At 57.1% G+C, this 19,636-nt stretch carries 18 protein-coding genes; 9 read left to right on the forward strand and 9 right to left on the reverse strand.

Annotated elements, in window-relative coordinates:
- The first annotated feature begins 10 nt into the window (after positions 1 to 10).
- Positions 11 to 1,435, forward strand: a complete 1,425-nt coding sequence (gene patD / locus IM299_RS00550) for an aminobutyraldehyde dehydrogenase (RefSeq protein WP_060571765.1) — start codon at positions 11 to 13, stop codon at positions 1,433 to 1,435.
- A 39-nt stretch (positions 1,436 to 1,474) separates the two neighbouring features.
- Here the strand turns inward: patD and IM299_RS00555 are convergent, their stop codons facing one another.
- Genes IM299_RS00555 through IM299_RS00565 form a run of 3 tightly spaced genes read right to left on the reverse strand, consistent with a single transcriptional unit; the run spans position 1,475 to position 2,369 of the window.
- Positions 1,475 to 1,657, reverse strand: coding sequence for a DUF1869 domain-containing protein (locus IM299_RS00555; protein ID WP_003856955.1), 183 nt, complete (start codon positions 1,655 to 1,657; stop codon positions 1,475 to 1,477).
- A gap of 4 nt (positions 1,658 to 1,661) precedes the next feature.
- Complete coding sequence (locus IM299_RS00560) at positions 1,662 to 2,015, reverse strand: DUF1971 domain-containing protein (protein WP_028013302.1); 354 nt, start codon at positions 2,013 to 2,015, stop codon at positions 1,662 to 1,664.
- A gap of 27 nt (positions 2,016 to 2,042) precedes the next feature.
- On the reverse strand, positions 2,043 to 2,369 hold the full coding sequence (locus tag IM299_RS00565) for a DUF1971 domain-containing protein (RefSeq protein ID WP_041912006.1): 327 nt from the start codon (positions 2,367 to 2,369) through the stop codon (positions 2,043 to 2,045).
- A gap of 244 nt (positions 2,370 to 2,613) precedes the next feature.
- Here IM299_RS00565 and IM299_RS00570 point away from each other — a divergent pair, with 244 nt between their 5' ends.
- Positions 2,614 to 2,787 carry a GhoT/OrtT family toxin gene (locus tag IM299_RS00570; protein WP_014883956.1) on the forward strand — a complete coding sequence of 58 codons (174 nt, stop codon included), beginning with the start codon at positions 2,614 to 2,616 and terminating at the stop codon, positions 2,785 to 2,787.
- Positions 2,788 to 2,873: 86 nt separating this feature from the next.
- Entirely contained in the window at positions 2,874 to 3,629 is a 756-nt protein-coding gene (locus IM299_RS00575) for an alpha/beta fold hydrolase (protein WP_048956120.1), read from the forward strand.
- A gap of 56 nt (positions 3,630 to 3,685) precedes the next feature.
- On the opposite strand, the gene IM299_RS00580 is transcribed toward IM299_RS00575, so the two are convergent.
- From IM299_RS00580 to IM299_RS00590, 3 genes are read right to left on the reverse strand one after another with little or no spacing between them, the layout of a single operon-like run.
- Positions 3,686 to 5,860, reverse strand: a complete 2,175-nt coding sequence (locus IM299_RS00580) for a virulence factor SrfC family protein (RefSeq protein ID WP_193356825.1) — start codon at positions 5,858 to 5,860, stop codon at positions 3,686 to 3,688.
- Complete coding sequence (locus IM299_RS00585) at positions 5,857 to 8,838, reverse strand: virulence factor SrfB (RefSeq protein ID WP_193356826.1); 2,982 nt, start codon at positions 8,836 to 8,838, stop codon at positions 5,857 to 5,859. Before IM299_RS00585 ends, IM299_RS00580 begins: the two co-directional genes overlap by 4 nt.
- 4 nt (positions 8,839 to 8,842) lie before the next feature.
- A complete protein-coding gene (locus tag IM299_RS00590) occupies positions 8,843 to 10,183 on the reverse strand; it encodes an SrfA family protein (RefSeq protein ID WP_048956115.1) in 1,341 nt (446 codons plus the stop codon).
- Between the two features lie 283 nt (positions 10,184 to 10,466).
- Between IM299_RS00590 and IM299_RS00595 the strand changes: the two genes are divergently transcribed.
- Both IM299_RS00595 and IM299_RS00600 read left to right on the forward strand, forming a co-directional pair.
- On the forward strand, positions 10,467 to 12,065 hold the full coding sequence (locus IM299_RS00595; RefSeq protein WP_193356827.1) for an ABC transporter substrate-binding protein: 1,599 nt from the start codon (positions 10,467 to 10,469) through the stop codon (positions 12,063 to 12,065).
- Positions 12,066 to 12,120: 55 nt separating this feature from the next.
- A complete protein-coding gene (locus IM299_RS00600; protein ID WP_193356828.1) occupies positions 12,121 to 12,354 on the forward strand; it encodes a YdcY family protein in 234 nt (77 codons plus the stop codon).
- On the opposite strand, the gene IM299_RS00605 is transcribed toward IM299_RS00600, so the two are convergent.
- Both IM299_RS00605 and IM299_RS00610 read right to left on the reverse strand, forming a co-directional pair.
- Complete coding sequence (locus IM299_RS00605; RefSeq protein ID WP_193356829.1) at positions 12,355 to 12,804, reverse strand: DMT family transporter; 450 nt, start codon at positions 12,802 to 12,804, stop codon at positions 12,355 to 12,357.
- Positions 12,801 to 13,319 (reverse strand): GNAT family N-acetyltransferase, encoded by a 519-nt coding sequence (locus IM299_RS00610; protein ID WP_045260624.1) that lies wholly within the window; start codon positions 13,317 to 13,319, stop codon positions 12,801 to 12,803. The genes IM299_RS00605 and IM299_RS00610 overlap by 4 nt, the downstream gene beginning before the upstream one ends.
- A gap of 148 nt (positions 13,320 to 13,467) precedes the next feature.
- Between IM299_RS00610 and IM299_RS00615 the strand changes: the two genes are divergently transcribed.
- The 3 genes from IM299_RS00615 to IM299_RS00625 all read left to right on the forward strand — a co-directional run bounded on the left by IM299_RS00615 (position 13,468) and on the right by IM299_RS00625 (position 16,073).
- Complete coding sequence (locus IM299_RS00615; protein WP_021240241.1) at positions 13,468 to 14,043, forward strand: helix-turn-helix domain-containing protein; 576 nt, start codon at positions 13,468 to 13,470, stop codon at positions 14,041 to 14,043.
- A 65-nt stretch (positions 14,044 to 14,108) separates the two neighbouring features.
- Entirely contained in the window at positions 14,109 to 15,149 is a 1,041-nt protein-coding gene (locus IM299_RS00620; protein ID WP_193356830.1) for an NADP-dependent oxidoreductase, read from the forward strand.
- A 255-nt stretch (positions 15,150 to 15,404) separates the two neighbouring features.
- Entirely contained in the window at positions 15,405 to 16,073 is a 669-nt protein-coding gene (locus IM299_RS00625; protein ID WP_193356831.1) for a GntR family transcriptional regulator, read from the forward strand.
- Positions 16,074 to 16,192: 119 nt separating this feature from the next.
- Here the strand turns inward: IM299_RS00625 and pqqU are convergent, their stop codons facing one another.
- Complete coding sequence (gene pqqU / locus IM299_RS00630; RefSeq protein WP_041909791.1) at positions 16,193 to 18,307, reverse strand: TonB-dependent receptor PqqU; 2,115 nt, start codon at positions 18,305 to 18,307, stop codon at positions 16,193 to 16,195.
- Between the two features lie 243 nt (positions 18,308 to 18,550).
- Here pqqU and IM299_RS00635 point away from each other — a divergent pair, with 243 nt between their 5' ends.
- Positions 18,551 to 19,612, forward strand: coding sequence for a YncE family protein (locus IM299_RS00635; RefSeq protein ID WP_193356832.1), 1,062 nt, complete (start codon positions 18,551 to 18,553; stop codon positions 19,610 to 19,612).
- The last annotated feature ends 24 nt before the right edge of the window (positions 19,613 to 19,636 follow it).

Consider the following 19,636-nt stretch of genomic DNA (forward strand, 5'->3'; position numbering starts at 1 on the left):
GGACAATGCTATGCAAACACATCTGCTGATAAAGGGTGAACTGGTTGCCGGAGAGGGAGAGAAACAGCCTGTCTATAACCCGGCCACCGGAGAGGTGCTGCTGGAGATTGCTGAAGCGTCAGCGGCACAGGTCGACGCGGCGGTTCAGGCCGCCGACCGTGCTTTTGAGGCGTGGGGACAAACGACGCCGAAAACCCGCGCCGAGTGCCTGCTGAAGCTCGCGGATGCGATTGAAGCGCATGGCGAAGAGTTTGCCCGGCTCGAATCCCTCAACTGCGGCAAGCCGCTGCACTGTGCGCTGGGCGATGAAATTCCCGCCGTGGTCGACGTTTTCCGTTTCTTCGCCGGGGCGGCCCGCTGCCTGAACGGGCTGGCCGCGGGTGAGTATCTTGACGGCCACACGTCGATGATCCGCCGCGACCCGGTGGGCGTGGTTGCCTCTATCGCGCCGTGGAATTACCCGCTGATGATGGCGGCATGGAAGCTGGCGCCTGCGCTGGCGGCCGGTAACTGTGTGGTCATCAAGCCGTCTGAAATCACGCCGCTGACGGCGTTAAAGCTGGCGGAGCTGGCGAAAGATATCTTCCCGGCTGGCGTTCTCAACGTGCTGTTTGGACGCGGGAAAACGGTGGGCGACCCGCTCACCGGACATGAAAAAGTGCGCATGGTGTCGCTGACCGGTTCGATTGCCACCGGGGAGCATATCATCGGCCACACGGCGTCCTCCATTAAGCGCACCCACATGGAGCTGGGCGGTAAAGCGCCGGTTATCGTGTTCGATGACGCCGACCTGGATGCGGTTGTAGAAGGCGTGCGGACGTTTGGTTTCTACAATGCCGGGCAGGACTGTACGGCGGCCTGCCGTATCTATGCCCAGAAGGGGATCTATGCCCGGCTGGTGGAAAAGCTCGGTGCCGCGGTCGCCAGCCTCAAAATGGGTGCCCCGGAGGATGAGTCTACTGAACTCGGTCCGCTCAGCTCGGCTGCCCATCTTTCACGCGTCTGTCAGGCGGTTGACGAGGCGAAAGCCCTCGGCCATATCCGCGTGGTGACGGGCGGGAGCAAAAAAGAGGGGGCGGGCTACTACTTCCAGCCAACGTTGCTGGCCGGGGCGAAACAGGACGATGCCATCGTTCAGCGAGAAGTGTTTGGACCGGTGGTGAGCGTCACCGAATTCGACGATGAAGCGCAGGTCCTGGCCTGGGCGAACGATTCGCAGTACGGCCTGGCGTCGTCGGTCTGGACGAAAGACGTGGGACGCGCCCATCGCCTGAGCGCGCGTCTGCAGTACGGCTGTACCTGGGTCAATACCCACTTTATGCTGGTGAGCGAAATGCCGCACGGCGGCATGAAATTGTCTGGCTATGGAAAGGATATGTCGGTGTACGGGCTTGAGGATTATACGGTTGTCCGGCATGTGATGATAAAACATTAGGAAATCATGCCCGGCGGTCTGCATCGCCGGGCGTTTGCTTTACCAGCCACACACCTCGTGCTCATTTTCCGTGTCGTAAGCGCGGACGGTATTCACCAGATCTTTTACCACGTCTGCGGCGACGTCGGGGATGAGCAACTCCATGGGGGCCTCTGTTTCATAATCCACCGAGACGCCGTTGCTGTTGTTGGTCACGGTCACTGTGTACGTTGCTTTACCCACGCGGTTACTCCTTATGTGTATTGACCACTTTGCCGATGCCCGCGCCCTGAAGCGTAACGTCAGGATCGGCAAAAAAGTCGATATTGAAATAGGTATCGTCGGTCAATAGCTCGATGCGGTGCCATTTCTCCGGCGGCGAGATGCCAAACGATCCGGCTTCAATCACCAGCTCCAGATCCGGTTCGGTCGCGTCAGCGTTCGGGAAACCGAAATAGCGCACCGCACCCTGCATCACCGACAAACGGCCATATACGCTGGCTTTCGTATTATGGTGGGTGAAAAGGGCTTTTGGCGCAGTGTCTTTGTTCCAGAATGGCGTGGAGCGGGTATGAACAAAATTCTCAGGGATACGTAGCATAAGGGTTTCCTCGTAAATAAAAGCCGCTTAAAGCGACTTCAACACCTCTGGTTCGACGAAAAATTCAATATTGAACAGCGTGTCGTCGCTCATCACCTCGATGTGATGCCATTTCTCAGGTGGAAAAACACCGAAGTGGCCTGCCCTGATAATCAGTGTGCTGTCAGGCTCAGGGGCATGTTCATCAGCATAACCCAGGTAACGGACGGCACCCTGCATAACGGACAGGCGGGGATAAACGCCCGGACGGGTACCCGTGTCGAGATGACGCTGAAAGATCCCGGCGGGGGCGGTTTCTTTATTCCAGAAAGGGGTAGAGCGGGTATGAATACAGCTTTGCGGAATGCGTAGCATATTGCCTCCCATGTATGTCTGCCTTTATTAGACGCCTTTGCGGAAGAGAGGATTTATCAAAAAGTGCATTTAACTTGCATGTTATCAAGAAGATAATGGGTGGCTCCCCCTGTTTGTAATACAAAATACTCAGTTGTTATTAGCCATAATATTTAAGTGGTTATTATGTAATGAAAAAAACTTGATCTGTATCAAAATATGACGCATATTGCGTGCGGTTATTTTTTCGGCTCTGGTATACAGAATGACGTTGTATCAAAAGATGTTGGTTTTTTACGCAGTGATGGCTTCCATCTGTGCATTGATTACCTGGTTCCTTTCTAAAGACCGCAAGCGCATCCGCCTGCTTAGCGCGTTTCTGGTCGGGTCGACCTGGCCGATGAGTTTCCCAGTTGCGCTGCTGATTTCTCTTTTCTGAAGCATCCTTCCAATTTCGAAAGATGAACATAGCATTCCAGTTACGATGGCTGTATAAATACACAGTGCATCGTAAAAGGAGTGCTTATGAACAGTTTTTACTCGCATCATGCGGGTTGCACCGTGCGCTGGCATGATTTGCCCGGTTCTGGCGATCCCGTAGTCTTTATCCACGGATTGGGCTGCGCCTCTTCCTATGAATATCCTCGCGTCGTCCGAGACCCTCAGTTTGACGGGCGCAGAGCTATTCTCATCGATTTACCCGGCAGCGGTTACAGCGATAAGCCTGAACATTACAGCTATAAAACGACTGAACAGGCGCGCGTCGTGGCGGAGTTGATTGACCATCTTCAGCTGGATGCCTTCTGGTTATACGGTCACAGCATGGGCGGCAGCATTGCTATAGAAATGGCGGGGCTGCTGGCACCGCGCGTGAAGGGACTGATGGTGTCGGAGCCCAATTTTCACGCCGGTGGGGGGATGTTTAGCCGCGCTATTGCGGCGCAAACCGAACACCAGTTTGTGGCACAGGGCTATAATGCCATGCTCCGCAAAGAGACCACCGCCTGGGCCGGGTGCCTGCAAAGCAATGCACCCTATGCCGTCTGGCGCGGCGCATCAAGCCTGGTCGCCGGTGTTGAGCCGGACTGGGAAGCGCAATTTCTGTCGCTGCCTTGCCCGGTGACGTTGATTTTTGGTGAGCTCTCACTGCCGGATGACGATGTGGATAATCTGAAGCTGAAGGGCGTTGAGGTCAAAATCATCCCTGCTGCGGGGCACTCCATGTCGTGGGAAAACCCGTCGGCACTGGCGCAGGCGTTAGCGGAGTGTATGGCGGCGTGATTATCGTTGCTGAATACAGGCCGGGTAAGCGCAGCGCTACCCGGCAAGATAGGCCTCTACAGGATTAAAGCCCGCAGTGCCCGACGTGCGTCAGGCTGAACATCATGCGGGTGCTGATAATCAATGTTTTCGATTGCCCGGTTATAGAGGGCAACCAGCCAGTCATAAACGTACGCGGTGGCCGCATGAACAGGCTGCTCCCCCAGACGCGTCAGGCGCGGTGCGGCACTGCTGACGACGGGCGTAACAAAGATTGCCTGACCTTTGCGAATGCGGCTTGCGGGGCGTTCTGCTGACGGGGTCTGGTCGTAACCCAGCCAGCCAACGAAATTCCCTATCACCGCATGCAGCTGCGCCGCGCTGCTTTTATCCGCGTCGACAATTTGCTGAAGCTGTTGCGGCAGATTAAGCCGGTAGCTGGTTACCACCAGCACATCCGCGATTTGCTGCAGCACCGCGGGCTCCAGACCAAGACGGGCGGCGGTAGCTTCATTGCGGCTCCACTGGCGCAGATGATTTATCCATACTCTGTGCGCCAGGCGCGCTTTGTCTTTTGTCTGGAATCGTCCTGCGCTTTCCTGGGCGTTATCGGCGAACAGATCGATGGTGTCCGTGAACAGCCCGTTCACTTGCTCCTCGCGCGGCTGCTGAACGGCGAGCAGCGTTTCAAAGGCTTTCAGCGGCGGCAGCAGGCCCTCAAGCAGCTCGCCGTGACGGGCGGCGCTGCTTTGCAGCGTGCGCACCATGTTTTCGGCCTGAGCACGTCGTGTACCCGGTTCCTCAACCAGCGGCGCCAGATAGCTTTGCATCAGCGACGCGATCTCCTGCCGCAGCAGGTTTTTCAGCGTGCCGAGACGCTTCTGCCGCTGTGCCGGGAGCGTCGCCTGAGACAACCACTCAATGACGCGCTGCATGCTGTGGCTGTCCAGCGCCTGCAGAGTTCCCCAGCGCAGGCCTGGCTTGCCCAGCAGATGCTGTACGGCTTCATCGAGATTCTGTCGGGTAGTGAAACGAGCGTCATGCGGGGTGATCGCCCACACCAGCCCCGGCAGGGCAGACTCCTCGGCAGGCTGGGTCTCTTTAATCCAGTTAATTAACACTTTTGCTTTTTGGGCCGTCTGCTCGTGCCGCGCTGTCGCGTTGCAGATAACCAGCACATCCGGCTGGAGCTGCTGGCGGTAATGTTCAAGCAGCCACTGGCATTTAGCCTGTACTAAAGGATCGGCACTGCCGTCTTCAAAGACCGGAATATCAATGATATCAACGTTATCCAGCGCGCCATTCTCAACCGGCAAGACCAGCTCGCGGGTAAGGAAGGCAAGCACGTCGACCGGGATGCTGATGGCGTTGAGCATTTCACCGTTGTTCAGCGGATGAAGCAGCGTCTCCTGAGTTTCCTGCTGGGTTAAGGTGCCGTGCGTCAGGAACCCTTCACCAGGCAGACCAAAGCTGTCCACCAGCAGGCTCAGCGGCGCAGCCAGCTCGCTCGCATGGCTGGTCTGATGCAGCACGTGGGCAAGCTTCAGCCACTGCTGGGTTAACTCCTGTTGCTCGCCCCACAGCAGCGACCAGACGCTGGCGCGGGTGCTGAGATCGAGCGATGGCACCAGCTGGGCAAACTCATGCCACAGGGCGTCATCAATTTGCTGTCTCGCGGCGGGTACCGTGCTTTGCCAGAAACGCGAAATCGCACCCACATCCTGCGCCGTGATGCCGGGCACGCTCTGCGGCTGGCGAAGGCCGCGCCATTTCTCCAGACGCGTCTCAATGACCGCCTTATCCACCGCGCGCATCTGCGGGTGCAGCGTCGTGCGGGCAATAAACAGCTGTACCAGTTCGGCCTCTGTCACCAGGCTCAGACGCAGCGGAAACGCCTCATCCTTTATCTCCGGGGTGTCTCGGGTGAAGCGCACGGCCATGTTGGTCAGGGCATGCCCTGGGTTAATATGCGAAAAATAGTCAAAGGTGCGCTGGCCCGGCATCACGTTCAGGCGCCCGTTACCGCTGCCGCACAGCGACAGCAGCAGGTGCGCTTTGGCGCTCTGAGAATGGCCGTAAAGCCCAATGCTGCTCCGGCGGGTCAGGGCGCGTTCAATGGCCTGCTCCCGCGCCTGCGCCGCGTTGATGCGAGCAAGCAGGGCATCAGCATCGTTATCCAGCACAGGGGCGTTCAGGCGCGTCTCATTAATCCACCCGATTAAGGCCTGAGTGGTGGTCGTGGTCGCTGTCATTTCAGGTATACGCTCCCGCTGTCGATCCAGTAGTGGCTACCGCTGTGTCGGCGATCGGCCAGGGTATTCAGTTTGAAGGTTAACGCGTCAGGCGCAACCGGCGTGCCGTCCTGCAGCCAGGCATCGCTGAGCTCGAAGGACTCAGGGCCCTCTAATTTGCTACCGCCGCAGAGCTTAAGCCGCACGTTCAGCACGCCGTCGCCGGCAATCGCTTTTGCCAGTTCAGCCGAGTTGATGCTGAGCGTATAAAGCGGCGTGGCGGGCCAGCGCGCGTTCGCCAGCTGGCGGAAGCCGAGGGTAACGTTACCGCGCAGCGGGAAGTGCAGACGGGCGTCAAGCTTCGCGCCGGGTTTATCGAGATCGATATCCTGATACCAGACGTTCTCCTCGCGCAGGGTATTGACGGTGTTATCCAACACGCCCAGATAGCGCACGGTGGAATAGGCGCCAATGTCCGCGGCCTTAAAGTTAAAGCGCGGCAGACGCAGATCGAGCGCCAGGCTGCAGAGCATGGCCCCCACCGCGGCGGTCGATTTCGGATTGCCTATGCGCCCCTGCTGGCTGAAGGGATACCACTCGTGAACCTGATATTTATCCAGCCAGACGATGCGGTTGACCGGCACCGGCTGCAGATGCCGAATCAGCGCCTGAACGCCCGGCAGGCAGCCCGGGCGCCCGGTGATGAGCAGAATATCGCAGCTGTAGTGGGAAATCGCTTCACACACCGCGTGAAGCGGCGAGGTCAGCGTAAACTGACCGGCCAGCATTGCATCCTGCATTTCGCGGAAGCTCACGTGCAGCGGCACGGCGAACAGGTCGAACGCCTCTGAGCCCGCCGGCAGGGCATGATCGATTGCCTGCTGAAGATAGTTCATCACGTTGCGGGTTGGTTTCTGCGCAAGGAGCTCGCCAAAGGTGGCATGCAGGCCCGCCAGCGGATCGTCAATGTCGCTGGCTTCCCACGCAGAAAGAATGGCGTGGCCAATCGGCATAAAGAGCTGAAGCGCCGTTTGCTGGCGCAGTACCGCCTGGGTATCAATACGCCCGGAGTCGCCGAACAGCGACGCCATCAGCAGTGAGGCGTCCGCAATGCCGGATTTCTGCAGCTGCGTTTGCAGGGCGGGCAGGACATAGCGCTGAATCACGTCCAGCAGGGTATCGTCGCCCGCCACCTTGAACCCTTCGCGGAACAGCAGCTGCGGGGTGATTTTGACGTTATTACCGGAGCCGTCATCAAGCTGGTAGTGGGTTATTGCCATATCCGTGGTGCCACCGCCGATGTCGATAGACGCGACGCGTAATGCGCGGCCCGGCTGCACGCCCGGCTCAGGTTCACGATCCGTGCGGGCGAGTGAGGCGAAAAAGGCTTCCGTCTGGCCGCCAAAACGGGAAATCGCTTCGTTATACAGCCAGACCAGCTGACCGCAGCTGGCTTCATCCCACTCCATCTGGATCTCAGGGACCGGCACCACGCTTTTTTCCTGCTGCTTGCGGGTGGCAAAATCTTCATCCTGCGGGTGCCAGCCCATCGCTTTCCAGACGATGGCAATGGCTTCAAACATGCGGTGACGGAAAATCTCGCGCTCCTGCTTCGGCATGGCCGAGGGCAGGGTCAGGATCAGGGTGCGCAGCTGGCGCGGCGAGGCCGGGAAACCCAGGCGCAGGCGGGTGGCGACGCTGTTGATCTGGCCCAGCGCCTGCGCCAGCAGCTCGCACAGCATGTGCGTCATCAGCGTGCTGCGGCTGTACTGCGGCGAAAAGACCGGCAGCCGCTCGTCCTGCGGCAGCGTAAACAGCGGCTCACCGTCATCGTTCATCAGGTTCATCAGCGGAAACGCCGTGGCGAGCGGTTCACGCTGGGTTTTGCCGTTCATCTGGCTAAAGCGCCAGTCCTGCACGACAGGCGTTTCATCCCACAGGTAGCGGCGCGGGCTGGAGATGCCGCTGTTACCTTCGGTTCCCAGGCGCTGCATCGCCAGCTTGCGGGCTTCATCGCCCACGCGAACAATCGACGGCCAGACAAACGCATCTTCGCGACCGCTTTCCACCGAGAAGTGCTGTTTGCCAAAACGCGCTTCGGAGAATTCAAGACGGCTGGTAAAGAGAGGCTCGTTCAGGAACTGCGGCTCGCTTAACGAACGAACCTGCAGCTCGGCGGTCTGCCGAAGCCCGTCGTTTGCATCACCGTGGTCTTCGATAATGACGCCGCAGGTGTGGGTGTTGCCCACGTCGAGGATCAGGTCGACGGGAATGGCAGGCGTGCTGAGCGTGTGGGTGACAAATTTCACTTCCGGCACGGTGAGTTGTTCACCGAGCATGGTCAGTACATTGAGCCAGTGGGCCTGATATTCAAAACTGCGCATCGCCTGATGCAGGTCGCGTTCAGAGCGGTTTTCAACGCCGTCGGCATACTGGGTAAATGCCTCACGCAGCCAGCCGTCAATCCAGGTCTGGTCGAGGAAACTTTCTACCTCACTATCGCGCCACGCCAGCGCAAAGCGGGTTCCATTCAGAATATCGTTTTCAACCGGCGACAGGGCGGAAGTGGCATGCTCCGCGATCTGGCTGTCGAGCGCGAGGGTGACGCGGTGCGAGTTGCCTGCCGTGTCGGGCTTCTCGAGCTTGCGCACCTGAACGCGCGCCCAGTTATCCGGTCCTTCCACAAAGGTTCGCGGTGGATTGAAGCGCAGGAACGGCACGGGAAGCCAGACGCCGTCCAGCACGGCAAGGGACTGATGCAGCGGAATGGTGGTTTCCGGTTTAACCACTTCAGGCTGACCGCCGTTCGTCCCCGGCAGGGTATAGCGCCCGTTCACCAGGTCGAAATCGAGTCGCAAAAGGGGGCCGTTCGCGGTTTTACGAACGAAGCGCCCGTTGCTGGCGGTGTCCTGCGGCGTCAGGCCGAAATCCAGGAACTGCACGCCGCTGTTGGCAATAAGCGTGACGCTTTGTTTATAGTCGCAAAGATTTACCAGCATAGGATCAGGCACCTGCTTTCTTGAACGTCAGTGGGACGACGGTGTTGGCATCGTAGCGAGCGCGACATTCTGCGATATCGCTGGCCCCGGCTTTACAGGCGACTTCCGGCATCGGATAGCGGGAACCGTCGGTGCAGCGGGCATTGCCGCGACTTTTAATCATCAGCTCGCCATTGCTGTGCAGCCCGGAGAAAATCTCCGCGCGGCAGACAATGTTGTCGCCGTGCACGACGCGGGCGAAACCTTTATTGTTCTGGATTTGATAGCGCATTGACGGCGGCTTGCCGGTGACCGGATCTTTCACGTCGAGAACCGCGCGCCAGGTACCGTTCAGGAAGCGCGTCGACCCGGCTTTCACCTGACCGGCTTCCATCACCATGGCATCTTTCGGGATCGGAACAATTACCACCGGTGCGGCTTCAGGCGCAGGCGCGGGTTCTTTTTCTTTACTGGCGACGACCTCAGCCTGATGCAGGGGGAGATTCATAGCCAGCGGCTCTACCGCTTTGATCGGCTGCGGTGCAATAGCCACGGGCTCAGGAGCCGGTGCCGGAGCGGGCTCTGCCGAAGGGGCCTGTTTTGGCCACAGCAGCGGCGCGGCAACGGCTGCCACAATCACGGCGGCAACCGGCAGGGTCCACAGGGGAATGCGACGTTTTTTCGTGACGGCAACAGGCGCAGGTTCCTGAGCGGGTTGCGCAACAACCGGCGCGGGCTCCGGCTCATACAGTTCTTCCGGCGTAATACGCACGGCGACGACAGGCGCAATCAGCGGCTCGTCTGCTTTTTCAAAAGTGATGGCCGGTTCGGGCGCGGGTTCTGGCTCGGGCTCTTCAATCACAACGGTGGCAGGCTCGGGGATCAACGCTTCACGCAGGCAGTCGAGGACATCGTCGCGCGCATTTTCGTTCAGGTTTACAAAACCCCAGAAGCAAATAATCGGCTTTCCTGCGACCAGGAAAACAAAATTCTCGCCGGGAAACTGAAACGCTTTCGACAGCAGCGAGCCGAAAAGCTGCTGCGCGGTTTTGGGCGACTGGAGGCATTTCTTGCTTAACGACTCAACGCTGGCAAGCGTGTTTTCCAGATAGCGCAGGGCGCGATAGCGGTCGTCTTCACTGGCCGCCTTCCAGCTGGTGACGCTTCCCTCAACGGGGGAATACCAGTCCACACGGTCGCCGCTGTCGTTGACCTGAGGAATAGCCAGACAGTCCACTATGGCCTGCTGTTTGCGCAATCGAAGCGCTTCCCGGATTTGTAACGCTGATTCAAAAACGGCCTGTCCGCCGCCGCCAACGGCCTGAAAATCATCCAGATTACCGCTGCGTAAAAGAGTTTTTGCCACGATTTGATCCCATATACTTCTTCACACCGTTACTTTAACGAAACGAGGAAGCAAACAAACGGAGGAAGAGACGCTAAAAGCGCCGATTTCTTGCGGCATAGATCGTGACGGTTGTGCTTGACGAATAACGTCACTTAAGGCAAATCACCTTTTTCTGCACTGGCGGCAAAACCGGCAAAAAACGCGGCTTTAGAATAACCTGATAGTGTTTCGTTATTTGCCAGGTGATAAGGGCTGTGCTGTTATTACTGACCTATATAATAAAACTGTCAGGGTTATAACTATGTCTACAGGGAAAACGCTTCTCGCCCTTGCGCTGAGCGCTCTTTTACCAGCCGGTGCCGCATGGGCGGCAAACAACGACACCCTTATTTACTGCTCCGAGGCATCGCCAGAGTCGTTCAACCCGCAAATCGCCAGCTCCGGCCCGTCGTTCGTGGCCAGCTCTCAGGTTCTGTACAACCGCCTGATCAATTTCGACCCGGTGAAAAATACCCCGGTACCGTCACTGGCGGAATCCTGGACGATTTCACCGGACGGCAAGACCTATACCTTTACCCTGCGCAAAGGGGTGAAGTTCAACAGCAACAAATACTTCAAGCCGACGCGCGACTTTAACGCCGATGACGTTATTTTCTCGGTGATGCGTCAGAAAGACCCTAAACACCCGTACCATAATGTGTCCCAGGGCAACTACGAATACTTCAACGATGTCGGGCTCGATAAGCTGATTCAGGACGTTAAAAAGGTCGACGATTATCACGTCCAGTTCATCCTGAGTGAACCCAACGCCGCGTTCCTGGCCGACTGGGGAATGGATTTCGCGTCGATCCTTTCCGCCGAATACGCCGATGTGATGCTGAAAAAAGGCACGCCTGAGAACGTAGATACCTGGCCGATCGGTACCGGGCCCTATGTGCTCCAGCAGTACAAGGTGGACTCGCTGATCCGCTACGTCGCTAATCCGAACTACTGGGATGGCGAGGTGCCGACCAAACATCTTATCTTCTCCATCACGCCAAACGTGGAAACCCGCCTGGCGAAATTACAAACCAACGAGTGTCAGATTATTCCTGCGCCGTCTCCGGTTCAGTTTGACGTGATTAAAAAGAACAAAGACCTGACGCTGCACTCTGTCGATGCGCTGAACGTCGGCTATCTGGCGTTTAACACCGAGAAAAAGCCGTTCGATAACGTGCTGGTGCGTCAGGCGCTGAACTACGCGACCGACAAGAAGGCTATCGTTAATGCGGTCTTTATGGGCTCCGGTACGGTGGCTAAATCGCCGATCCCGCCAAATATGCTGGGCTTTAATAAAGATCTGCAGGACTACAGCTACGATCCTGATAAAGCAAAAGCGCTGCTGAAGCAGGCCGGACTGGAGAAGGGCGCGGAAGTCACGCTGTGGTCAATGCCGGTTCAGCGTCCGTATAACCCTAACTCGCGTCGTATCGCGGAGATGATCCAGAGCGACTGGGCGAAAGTCGGCGTGAAGGCCAAAATCGTCTCCTATGAGTGGGGGGAATACCTCTCCGGGATGCGTAAAGGCGAGCACGACTCCGCGCTGTTCGGCTGGATGTCCGATAACGGCGACCCGGACAACTTTGCCGATGTGCTGCTGGGCTGCAACAGCATTAAAACCGGGTCAAACGCCGCGCGCTGGTGCGATAAGGGTTATGATGCACTGGTGCAAAAAGCGAAGCTGACCAGCGATCCGGCCGAGCGTGCGAAACTGTACGGCCAGGCGCAGGAGATTTTCTACCAGCAGGCACCGTGGATCGCGCTGGCAAACGGCAAAACGTTCTTTGCAACCCGCAGCAACGTGACCGGATACAGCGTGAGCCTGATGGGCAGCGATTTCTCTAAAGCGAAGCTGAACTAAGCATTTATTGCCGGGTGAGGCGTAAGCCACCACCCGGCAAAAACAAGGAGTGACAATGTCACATTTAAACGAAGTTATCGCCCGCGTGGATGCCGCCATCGAAGAGAGCGTCATCGCCCACATGAACGAACTGCTGATTGCATTGAGCGATGATGCCGATCTCAGCCGTGAAGACCGTTACGGCCAACAGCAGCGTCTGCGTACCGCGATTTCGCACCACGGTAAGCAGCACAAAGAGGAGATGGACACGCGCCAGGAACAGCTGACCAGGGGCGGCACCATACTGTAATCAAAACTGGCGTCGCGCTACCAGCCAGGCCCCGACGACCAGCATCACCGCGCCGCTTACCGGGCCGATCAGCGCGCGCAGGGGAATGCCATGGCTTCTCAGCACGTCAAGGGCCAGCCCGCCAATCAGCTGGCTTGCGACCAACACCGCGATGGTCGTTGCCGCGCCCACGTTCTGGTAGCCGCTGATGCTGGCAAACACAAAAAACGACCCCAGCAGCCCCGGGATCAGCGTCCACCAGCGCACCGTTGCGGCCAGCTCGCTGAACCCGGCGAAGCCCTGCTTCAGCAGCAGAATGCTGACAAACAGCACAATGCCGACCAGGGAGTTCAGCAGCATTGCGATAAGAATGGTGGAGGTGGACTGGGTGATACGCACCATTAAGGTGTTTTGTACCACCAGACCGATCCCCGCCGCCACCAGGAACGCCAGCGTCAGCGACTGATTCATGGGATTGCGTCCGGGTCGCTGCGCTCGTCCAGCTGCAGCTGCATAAAGGTTAAGTCCAGCCAGCGGCCAAACTTGGTTCCCACCTGCGGCATCTGCCCCGTGGTCACAAAACCGAGCGTTTCGTGGAGGTGAATCGAGGCCTTATTTTGCGCTTCAATGCCGGCCACCATCACGTGTTTGCCGATGGCGCGGGCCTCGTTGATCAGCGCTTTCATTAACGTGCGGCCAATGCCTTTACCCTGATGCTCCGGATGGACATACACCGAATGCTCAACCGTGTGACGAAAGCCGTCGAAGGCGCGCCAGTCGCCGAAAGAGGCGTACCCGGTAACCACACCATTTTCCTCAGCCACCAGAACCGGGTAACCCGCGAGCGTGCGGGCCTCGAACCAGGCGATTCGGTTATCGGTATCAACGGTTTTATCGTTCCAGATCGCGGCAGTGTGCAGCACCGCGTGGTTGTAAATCTCGCCTATCGCAGCGCAGTCTTCTTTGCAGGCATGACGAACGATCATGATGAAGCCTCTGTGTGTTGTTCACTATAGTATTACGTTGTCGCTACGATATTACACAACTGTATCGCCCGATCGCTACGGCATAAGCCATATTTTTTTGTTATCAAAAGCCCATTGAAATGCCGTTCATACACTATAGTATGACGTCATGAACACCATAACAGACACAATGAATCAACGGATTAGCGCAAGAATTCGCCTTGAACGCGAGTCTCGCGGGTGGTCCCTGAGCGAGCTGGCGGACCGGGCAGGCGTCTCCCGCGCCATGATCCATAAAATCGAGCGCGGGGACAGTAGCCCGACCGCCACCTTGCTTGCCCGCCTGTCGGGCGCGTTTGGCATCAGCATGTCAACGCTGATTGCCCGGGCCGAAATGCAGGAGGGCAAGCTGCTGCGCCTGGCAAACCAGCCCGTCTGGCGCGACCCGCAGACGCATTACCTCCGCCGCCATGTTTCCCCCCGTACCGATCTGCCCATCGACCTTGTTCAGGTTGAACTGCCTGCGGGCAGCGATGTTCCGATGCCGGCCTCTTCTTACGCGCTGGCGCGTCAGCTTATCTGGCTGCAGTCCGGTGAGCTGGTGTTTCAGGAGGGCGATACGCGCCACGAGATGCGCGCCGGAGACTGTCTTGAGCTGGGGCCGCCTAATGACTGCCGGTTCATCAACGAGACGAATGAAACCTGCATCTATCTGGTTGTACGCCTCAACCAGTCTGGCTCGTAATGCTAATGCGATAACGCTGAACGTGAGCCAGGCTGTAATGACATTTGTACCAGAAGGAGATCCTGATGAATCACTCTGTTTCGCATAACCGCCGCTGGGTGCTGGCCTCTCGTCCACAGGGCGCACCGGTCGCGGAAAATTTTCGTCTGGAAACGCAGCCTGTTCCGGAACCGGGTGCGGGGCAGCTTTTGCTTCGTACCGTCTGGCTGTCGCTGGATCCTTATATGCGGGGTCGCATGAGCGACGCGCCATCCTATTCACCGCCGGTTGAGCTCGGTGCGGTGATGGTGGGGGGAACGGTCAGCCGCGTTGAGCAGTCAAACCATCCCGACTTCAAAGCCGGTGAATGGGTGCTGGGCTACAGCGGCTGGCAGGAGTATGAACTTTCGGACGGCAGCGGCCTGGTGAAGCTGGGCGACAATCCGTCTCATCCTTCCTGGTCGCTGGGCGTACTGGGTATGCCGGGCTTTACCGCCTATATGGGGCTGCTGGATATCGGGCAACCGAAAGCGGGTGAAACGCTGGTGGTGGCTGCGGCGACCGGCCCGGTTGGCGCGACGGTTGGGCAGATCGGCAAAATCAAAGGTTGCCGGGTGGTCGGCGTCGCCGGTGGCGCAGAGAAATGCCGCCATGCCGTTGAGGTTCTCGGGTTTGACCTGTGCCTGGATCACCACGCCGCGGATTTTGCCGACCAGCTCAGGCAGGCCTGCCCGAACGGCATTGATGTCTACTATGAAAACGTCGGCGGGAAAGTGTTTGACGCCGTGCTGCCCCTGCTGAACACCTCCGCGCGCGTGCCGGTGTGTGGTCTGGTGAGCGGCTACAATGCAACGGGCTTGCCTGAGGGGCCAGACCGTTTGCCGCTTCTGATGGGCACTATTCTGAAGAAACGCATCCGGATGCAGGGCTTTATCATTGCCCAGGACTACGGCCACCGCATTCATGAGTTTCAGGAAGAGATGGGGCGCTGGGTGCAGGAGGGCAAAATTCACTATCGTGAACAGGTGACGGACGGGCTGGAAAACGCGCCTGAAGCGTTGATTGGCCTGCTGGAAGGAAAAAACTTCGGTAAAGTCGTGATTCGCGTCGCGGGTGACAATAAATAAAAGGCACTATGGCGGGGTTTCCCGCCATATTTATTTGTGAAGATACGATATATTGTCTTTAATTAACGGACATGGCTTTTCGCGCCATCATCCCGGATGAGCCCGAAACCGATAAAAAAAACATTTTTTGCATTTTTTGCTGTTTTACGTACTTCCCACCACCAGGCATGACGATACAGGATATATCGGACCAGCGTCGTTTTATTAAAACTGGCGTTTAAAAATAGCATTAAGTTTTAGCTACAGGAATTGAACATGCTTGATTTGGATCACTTAGAAAAAGCCCAAAGGATCAGTCTTACCATGCAAGTTGAACTCAGTTTGAAAGGAGCGTTAATTACAGGCTCCCTTAAACCGGGTGCACGACTGATTACGAAAGAGATCGCCGATAAATTAGGAACCAGCATTACCCCAGTGCGCGAGGCGCTACTGCGTCTGGTGTCAGCGGGTGCATTACATGCCACGCCGGCACAGGCATTTCTGGTGCCGGAGGTGACGCTGGAGCGTTATAACGAAATCAACGCTATTCGCAAGCAGCTTGAACCCATGGCGGTTGCCGCAGCCTGTCAGAATATGTCTGACCAAAAGATCGAGACGTTGCGCAAATTGTCGGAAGCGTTTCATGAGGCCATGCGCAACGGAAACGTTCAGCAGGCATTGCAGGCAAATCGCATCTTCCGCTTTACGCTTTATCAGTACGCGGAAATGCCCACGCTGAATGCATTAATTGAACAGCTTTGGGTGCGCATCGGGCCTTGCATTAACTATCTGCACCAGGAGCTTAATGACATTAAGGAAGCGACGTATCACTATGACGAACTGCTTTCAGCCCTGGAACGCCGGGATGTTGACGCCAGCCAGAAGGCGATAGAAAAATCGATTGATGAAGCGAATACGCTTTTACAGCGACAATATTTTAACTGAGAGATAATTTAACAGAGCGACTATATACCGCGTCTATTTATTTATCTGGTGAATAACTCCTGATGGCATTTTGCCATCAGGATCGTTATTTTCGGTATAAAATAAACTTTACTTATTTGTTACTCGAACCGATAAGACACCGACAGACCCACACCGTAGTTACGGCCAGGCGCTGGCTCGTAATAACGCCCGTTGGATTCGTTGACAATAACCGAGCCAACGTACTCTTTGTCGAACAGGTTATCTACGCGGCCAAAGACGTCCATCCCCCAGTTGCCGTAGTTGAATTTATACCCGGTATTCAGCCCGACCACCGTGTACGATGGCGCTTTCGCCGTGTTCTCGTCGTCGGCCATGATATCGCTCATGTAGCGCACGTCCGAGCCCGCGTACCAGCCTTCTTCAGGCTGCCAGCCAAACGACGCATAGCCCATATTGCGGGCAATGCCTGGCATACGGTTGCCGTTACAGTCCGCGTCGCCGCAGACGTTGGTCCGGTAGGTGGCATCAAGGTAGGTCCATGCCATTTTCAGCTTCCAGTTCTCAGCAAACTGCTGATCGAGAGACACTTCGACTCCCTGACGGCGGGTCTTTCCGGCATTTTTATAGCTTGTGCGGCCACCAGAGCTGGCATCCACCACGATCTCGTCATCCGTATCGGTGCGGAACAGCGCTGCCGTCAGCAGGCCATTGCCAATGCGGGTTTTGCTGCCCACCTCATACGTGTTGTTCGTGGAAGGCTGCAGGCCGATATTCAGGCCGCCCTGGTTATCGGCGCGATACGAAAGCTCGTTGATGGTTGGCGTTTCGAACCCACGCCCTGCGGCAGCGTAGAGGTTCCACGCGTCCGTCACCGCATACTTCACGGAGCCCGCCGGGAGCCACTTGTGATAGCTTGCGTCACCGCTGTCGTCGCCGTTGCCCGGAGTAACGTAATGGTCGTTAGAATCAAACCAGACCGAGCTATAACGCACGCCCGCATCCACGGACAGTTTCTGCGTCAGCTGCCAGCTGGTCTGCAGGTAAGGGTCAACGTTCCACATCAGGTTACGTTCGTTCCGGCGTTTATCACCCTTCACGCCGTAGTCCGGCACGCCGTTGTTCATCACAAAGTTCTCGTACCCGCGACGATCTTCACTCATGTTTTCATAGTTCAGACCGGTGGTGAAGGTGACCGGCACCAGCAGCTCGCCGCGGTGCGTCCAGCGGGTATCAACCCCCTGATAATGACGCTGCATATCGATCACGCCGCCGGAGTGAGAAGGCCTCAGCTGCGGCTGGTAGGGAATCGACTGGTACTGCGTCATTTCACGCTCGCCGGCGTACATCATCACGCTGAGATCGTCCTGAGCGCTAAGCTGGCGGTCGTAGCGCAGCCCCGCCTGAGTCTGCTTGATGGTCTTGCGCGTGTTGTACTGATCGCCGCGCGGGGACTGACGCGGGTTATCCTGCCACTCCTGATAGCTCAGCCCGCCCGGATCGTTTGCTTTCATGTCCACGCTGTTAAAAATCAGCGTCAACTTGCTGGCATCGTCAATGCGTACGCCCAGTTTGGCATTAGCGAGATTCTTCCGCGCGCCGCTGTGGTCGCGGTAGCCTTTAGTGGTGAAGCGGGTGGTGGATACGGTGTAATCCACGTCCCCGGCATGGGTGCCATCGCCCATTGCGCCGGTGGCTTTCATGCCGTAGCGCCATGTCCCGTAACTGCCGTAATAGCTGCTTGCCTCGATGGTCGGCGGCTGCTGCCCGGTTTGCGTATTGATGTTAATCACGCCGCCAGAGGCGTTGCCATACAGGGCGGAGAAGGGACCGCGCAGCACCTCAACGCTGTCAATGCTGGAGAGATCGATGTTGGAGGTCTGGCCCTGTCCGTCCGGCATGGTGGCTGGAATACCGTCGACGTACATGCGAATGCCGCGCACGCCAAACGTTGAGCGGGCACCAAACCCGCGCATCGAAAGCTGGAGATCCTGAGCATAGTTCTGACGGTTCTGAATCTGTAGTCCCGGAACGCTGCCAAGCGATTCGGAGAGATTAATGCGCGGCGCAGCGTGGCGCATATCCTCGCCATTCACGACGCTGACCGCCGCCGGAGTATCAAGCTCTGATACGGTTTGCGGCGTGGCGCTGACGATCATGGTCTGTTCCTCTGCGCTCATCGCGCTTAGAGGCGCAAAAACAACGGGAACCAGCAGCAGCGGGAGAGATGCCTTACGGGCAGATATGATTTTCATGAGTAAAACCGGTTGTGATGTGTAAACGAACCAAATGGAACATGTCCATACATGTTAAAGGTTTTGTAAATGTTTTGAAAACTATAACCGCACATTGCGTTAATGAAAGGCACCAGGGAAAAGAAAAACTCCACTTTTAACTTATTAATGATTACTATTCTCATTATCAAAACGGCAATGCCATGACGTTGCCAGCCGGAAGCGATGTCAGCAGTACCCCCAATTTTCAAAAAAGGAATTGTTATGTCTTTACGCCATCTGTGCTCGCCACGCCTGAGTACGTCTCTGCTGTCTGCCGCTTTACTGTTTGCCGGAACCTTCCAGGCGCATGCCGCCGAAGAGATGCTGCGTAAAGCGGTGGGTAAAGGTGCCTATGAAATGGCGGTCAGCCAGCAGGAGAATGCGCTGTGGGTTGCGACGTCGCAAAGCCGTAAACTCGACAAGGGTGGCGTTATCTATCGCCTCGATCCTGCTACGCTGGAGGTGACGCAGGCCATTCATAGCGATCTCAAACCGTTTGGCGCCACCCTCGACGGCGCGACGCAAACCCTGTGGCTGGGTAATACGATCAACGGCGCAGTGACGGCCATTGATGCAAAAACGGGCGACGTGAAAGGGCGACTGGTGCTTGATAGCCGCCAGCGCAGTGAAACCGTCAAGCCGCTGCAGCCGCGCCAGCTGGTGGCGGATGACGCGAGCAACACGATTTACATCACCGGTGTCGGCAAAGAGAGCGTGATTTGGGTCGTGGATGGCGCAACGCTGAAGCTGAAAGAGACCATTGCCAACACTGGCACATACAGTACCGGTCTGGCGCTGGATGCAAAGGCGAAACGCCTGTACACCACCAATGCAGACGGTGAACTGGTCACCATCGATACCGCCACCAACAAAATCCTGAGCCGCAAAAAAGTGCAGGACGACGGAAAAGAGCACTTCTATCTGAACCTGAGCCTGGACACCGCCGGTCAGCGCGCGTTCCTGACCGATTCAAAACAGCCGGAAGTGCTGGCGGTGAGCCTGAAAGACGGCAGCGTGATCGAGAAAATCGCCGCGCCTGAATCCCTGGCCGTTCTGTTTAATCCGGCTCGCAATGAAGCCTACGTGACGCACCGTGAGGCCGGCAAGGTGAGCGTGATTGACGCGAAGACCTACAAAGTGACGAAAACGTTCGATACGCCGGTCTACCCGAACAGCCTGGTGCTCTCTGCGGATGGCAAAACGCTTTACGTGACGGTGAAGCAGAAATCTACCCGTCAGCAGGAAGCGACCCAGCCTGACGATGTTATTCGTATCGCGCTGTAATATAAAAAAAGGGAAGGCATATGC

The sequence above is a fragment of the Enterobacter cloacae complex sp. P47BA genome (assembly GCF_014930485.1).
GTDB lineage: Bacteria > Pseudomonadota > Gammaproteobacteria > Enterobacterales > Enterobacteriaceae > Enterobacter > Enterobacter bugandensis.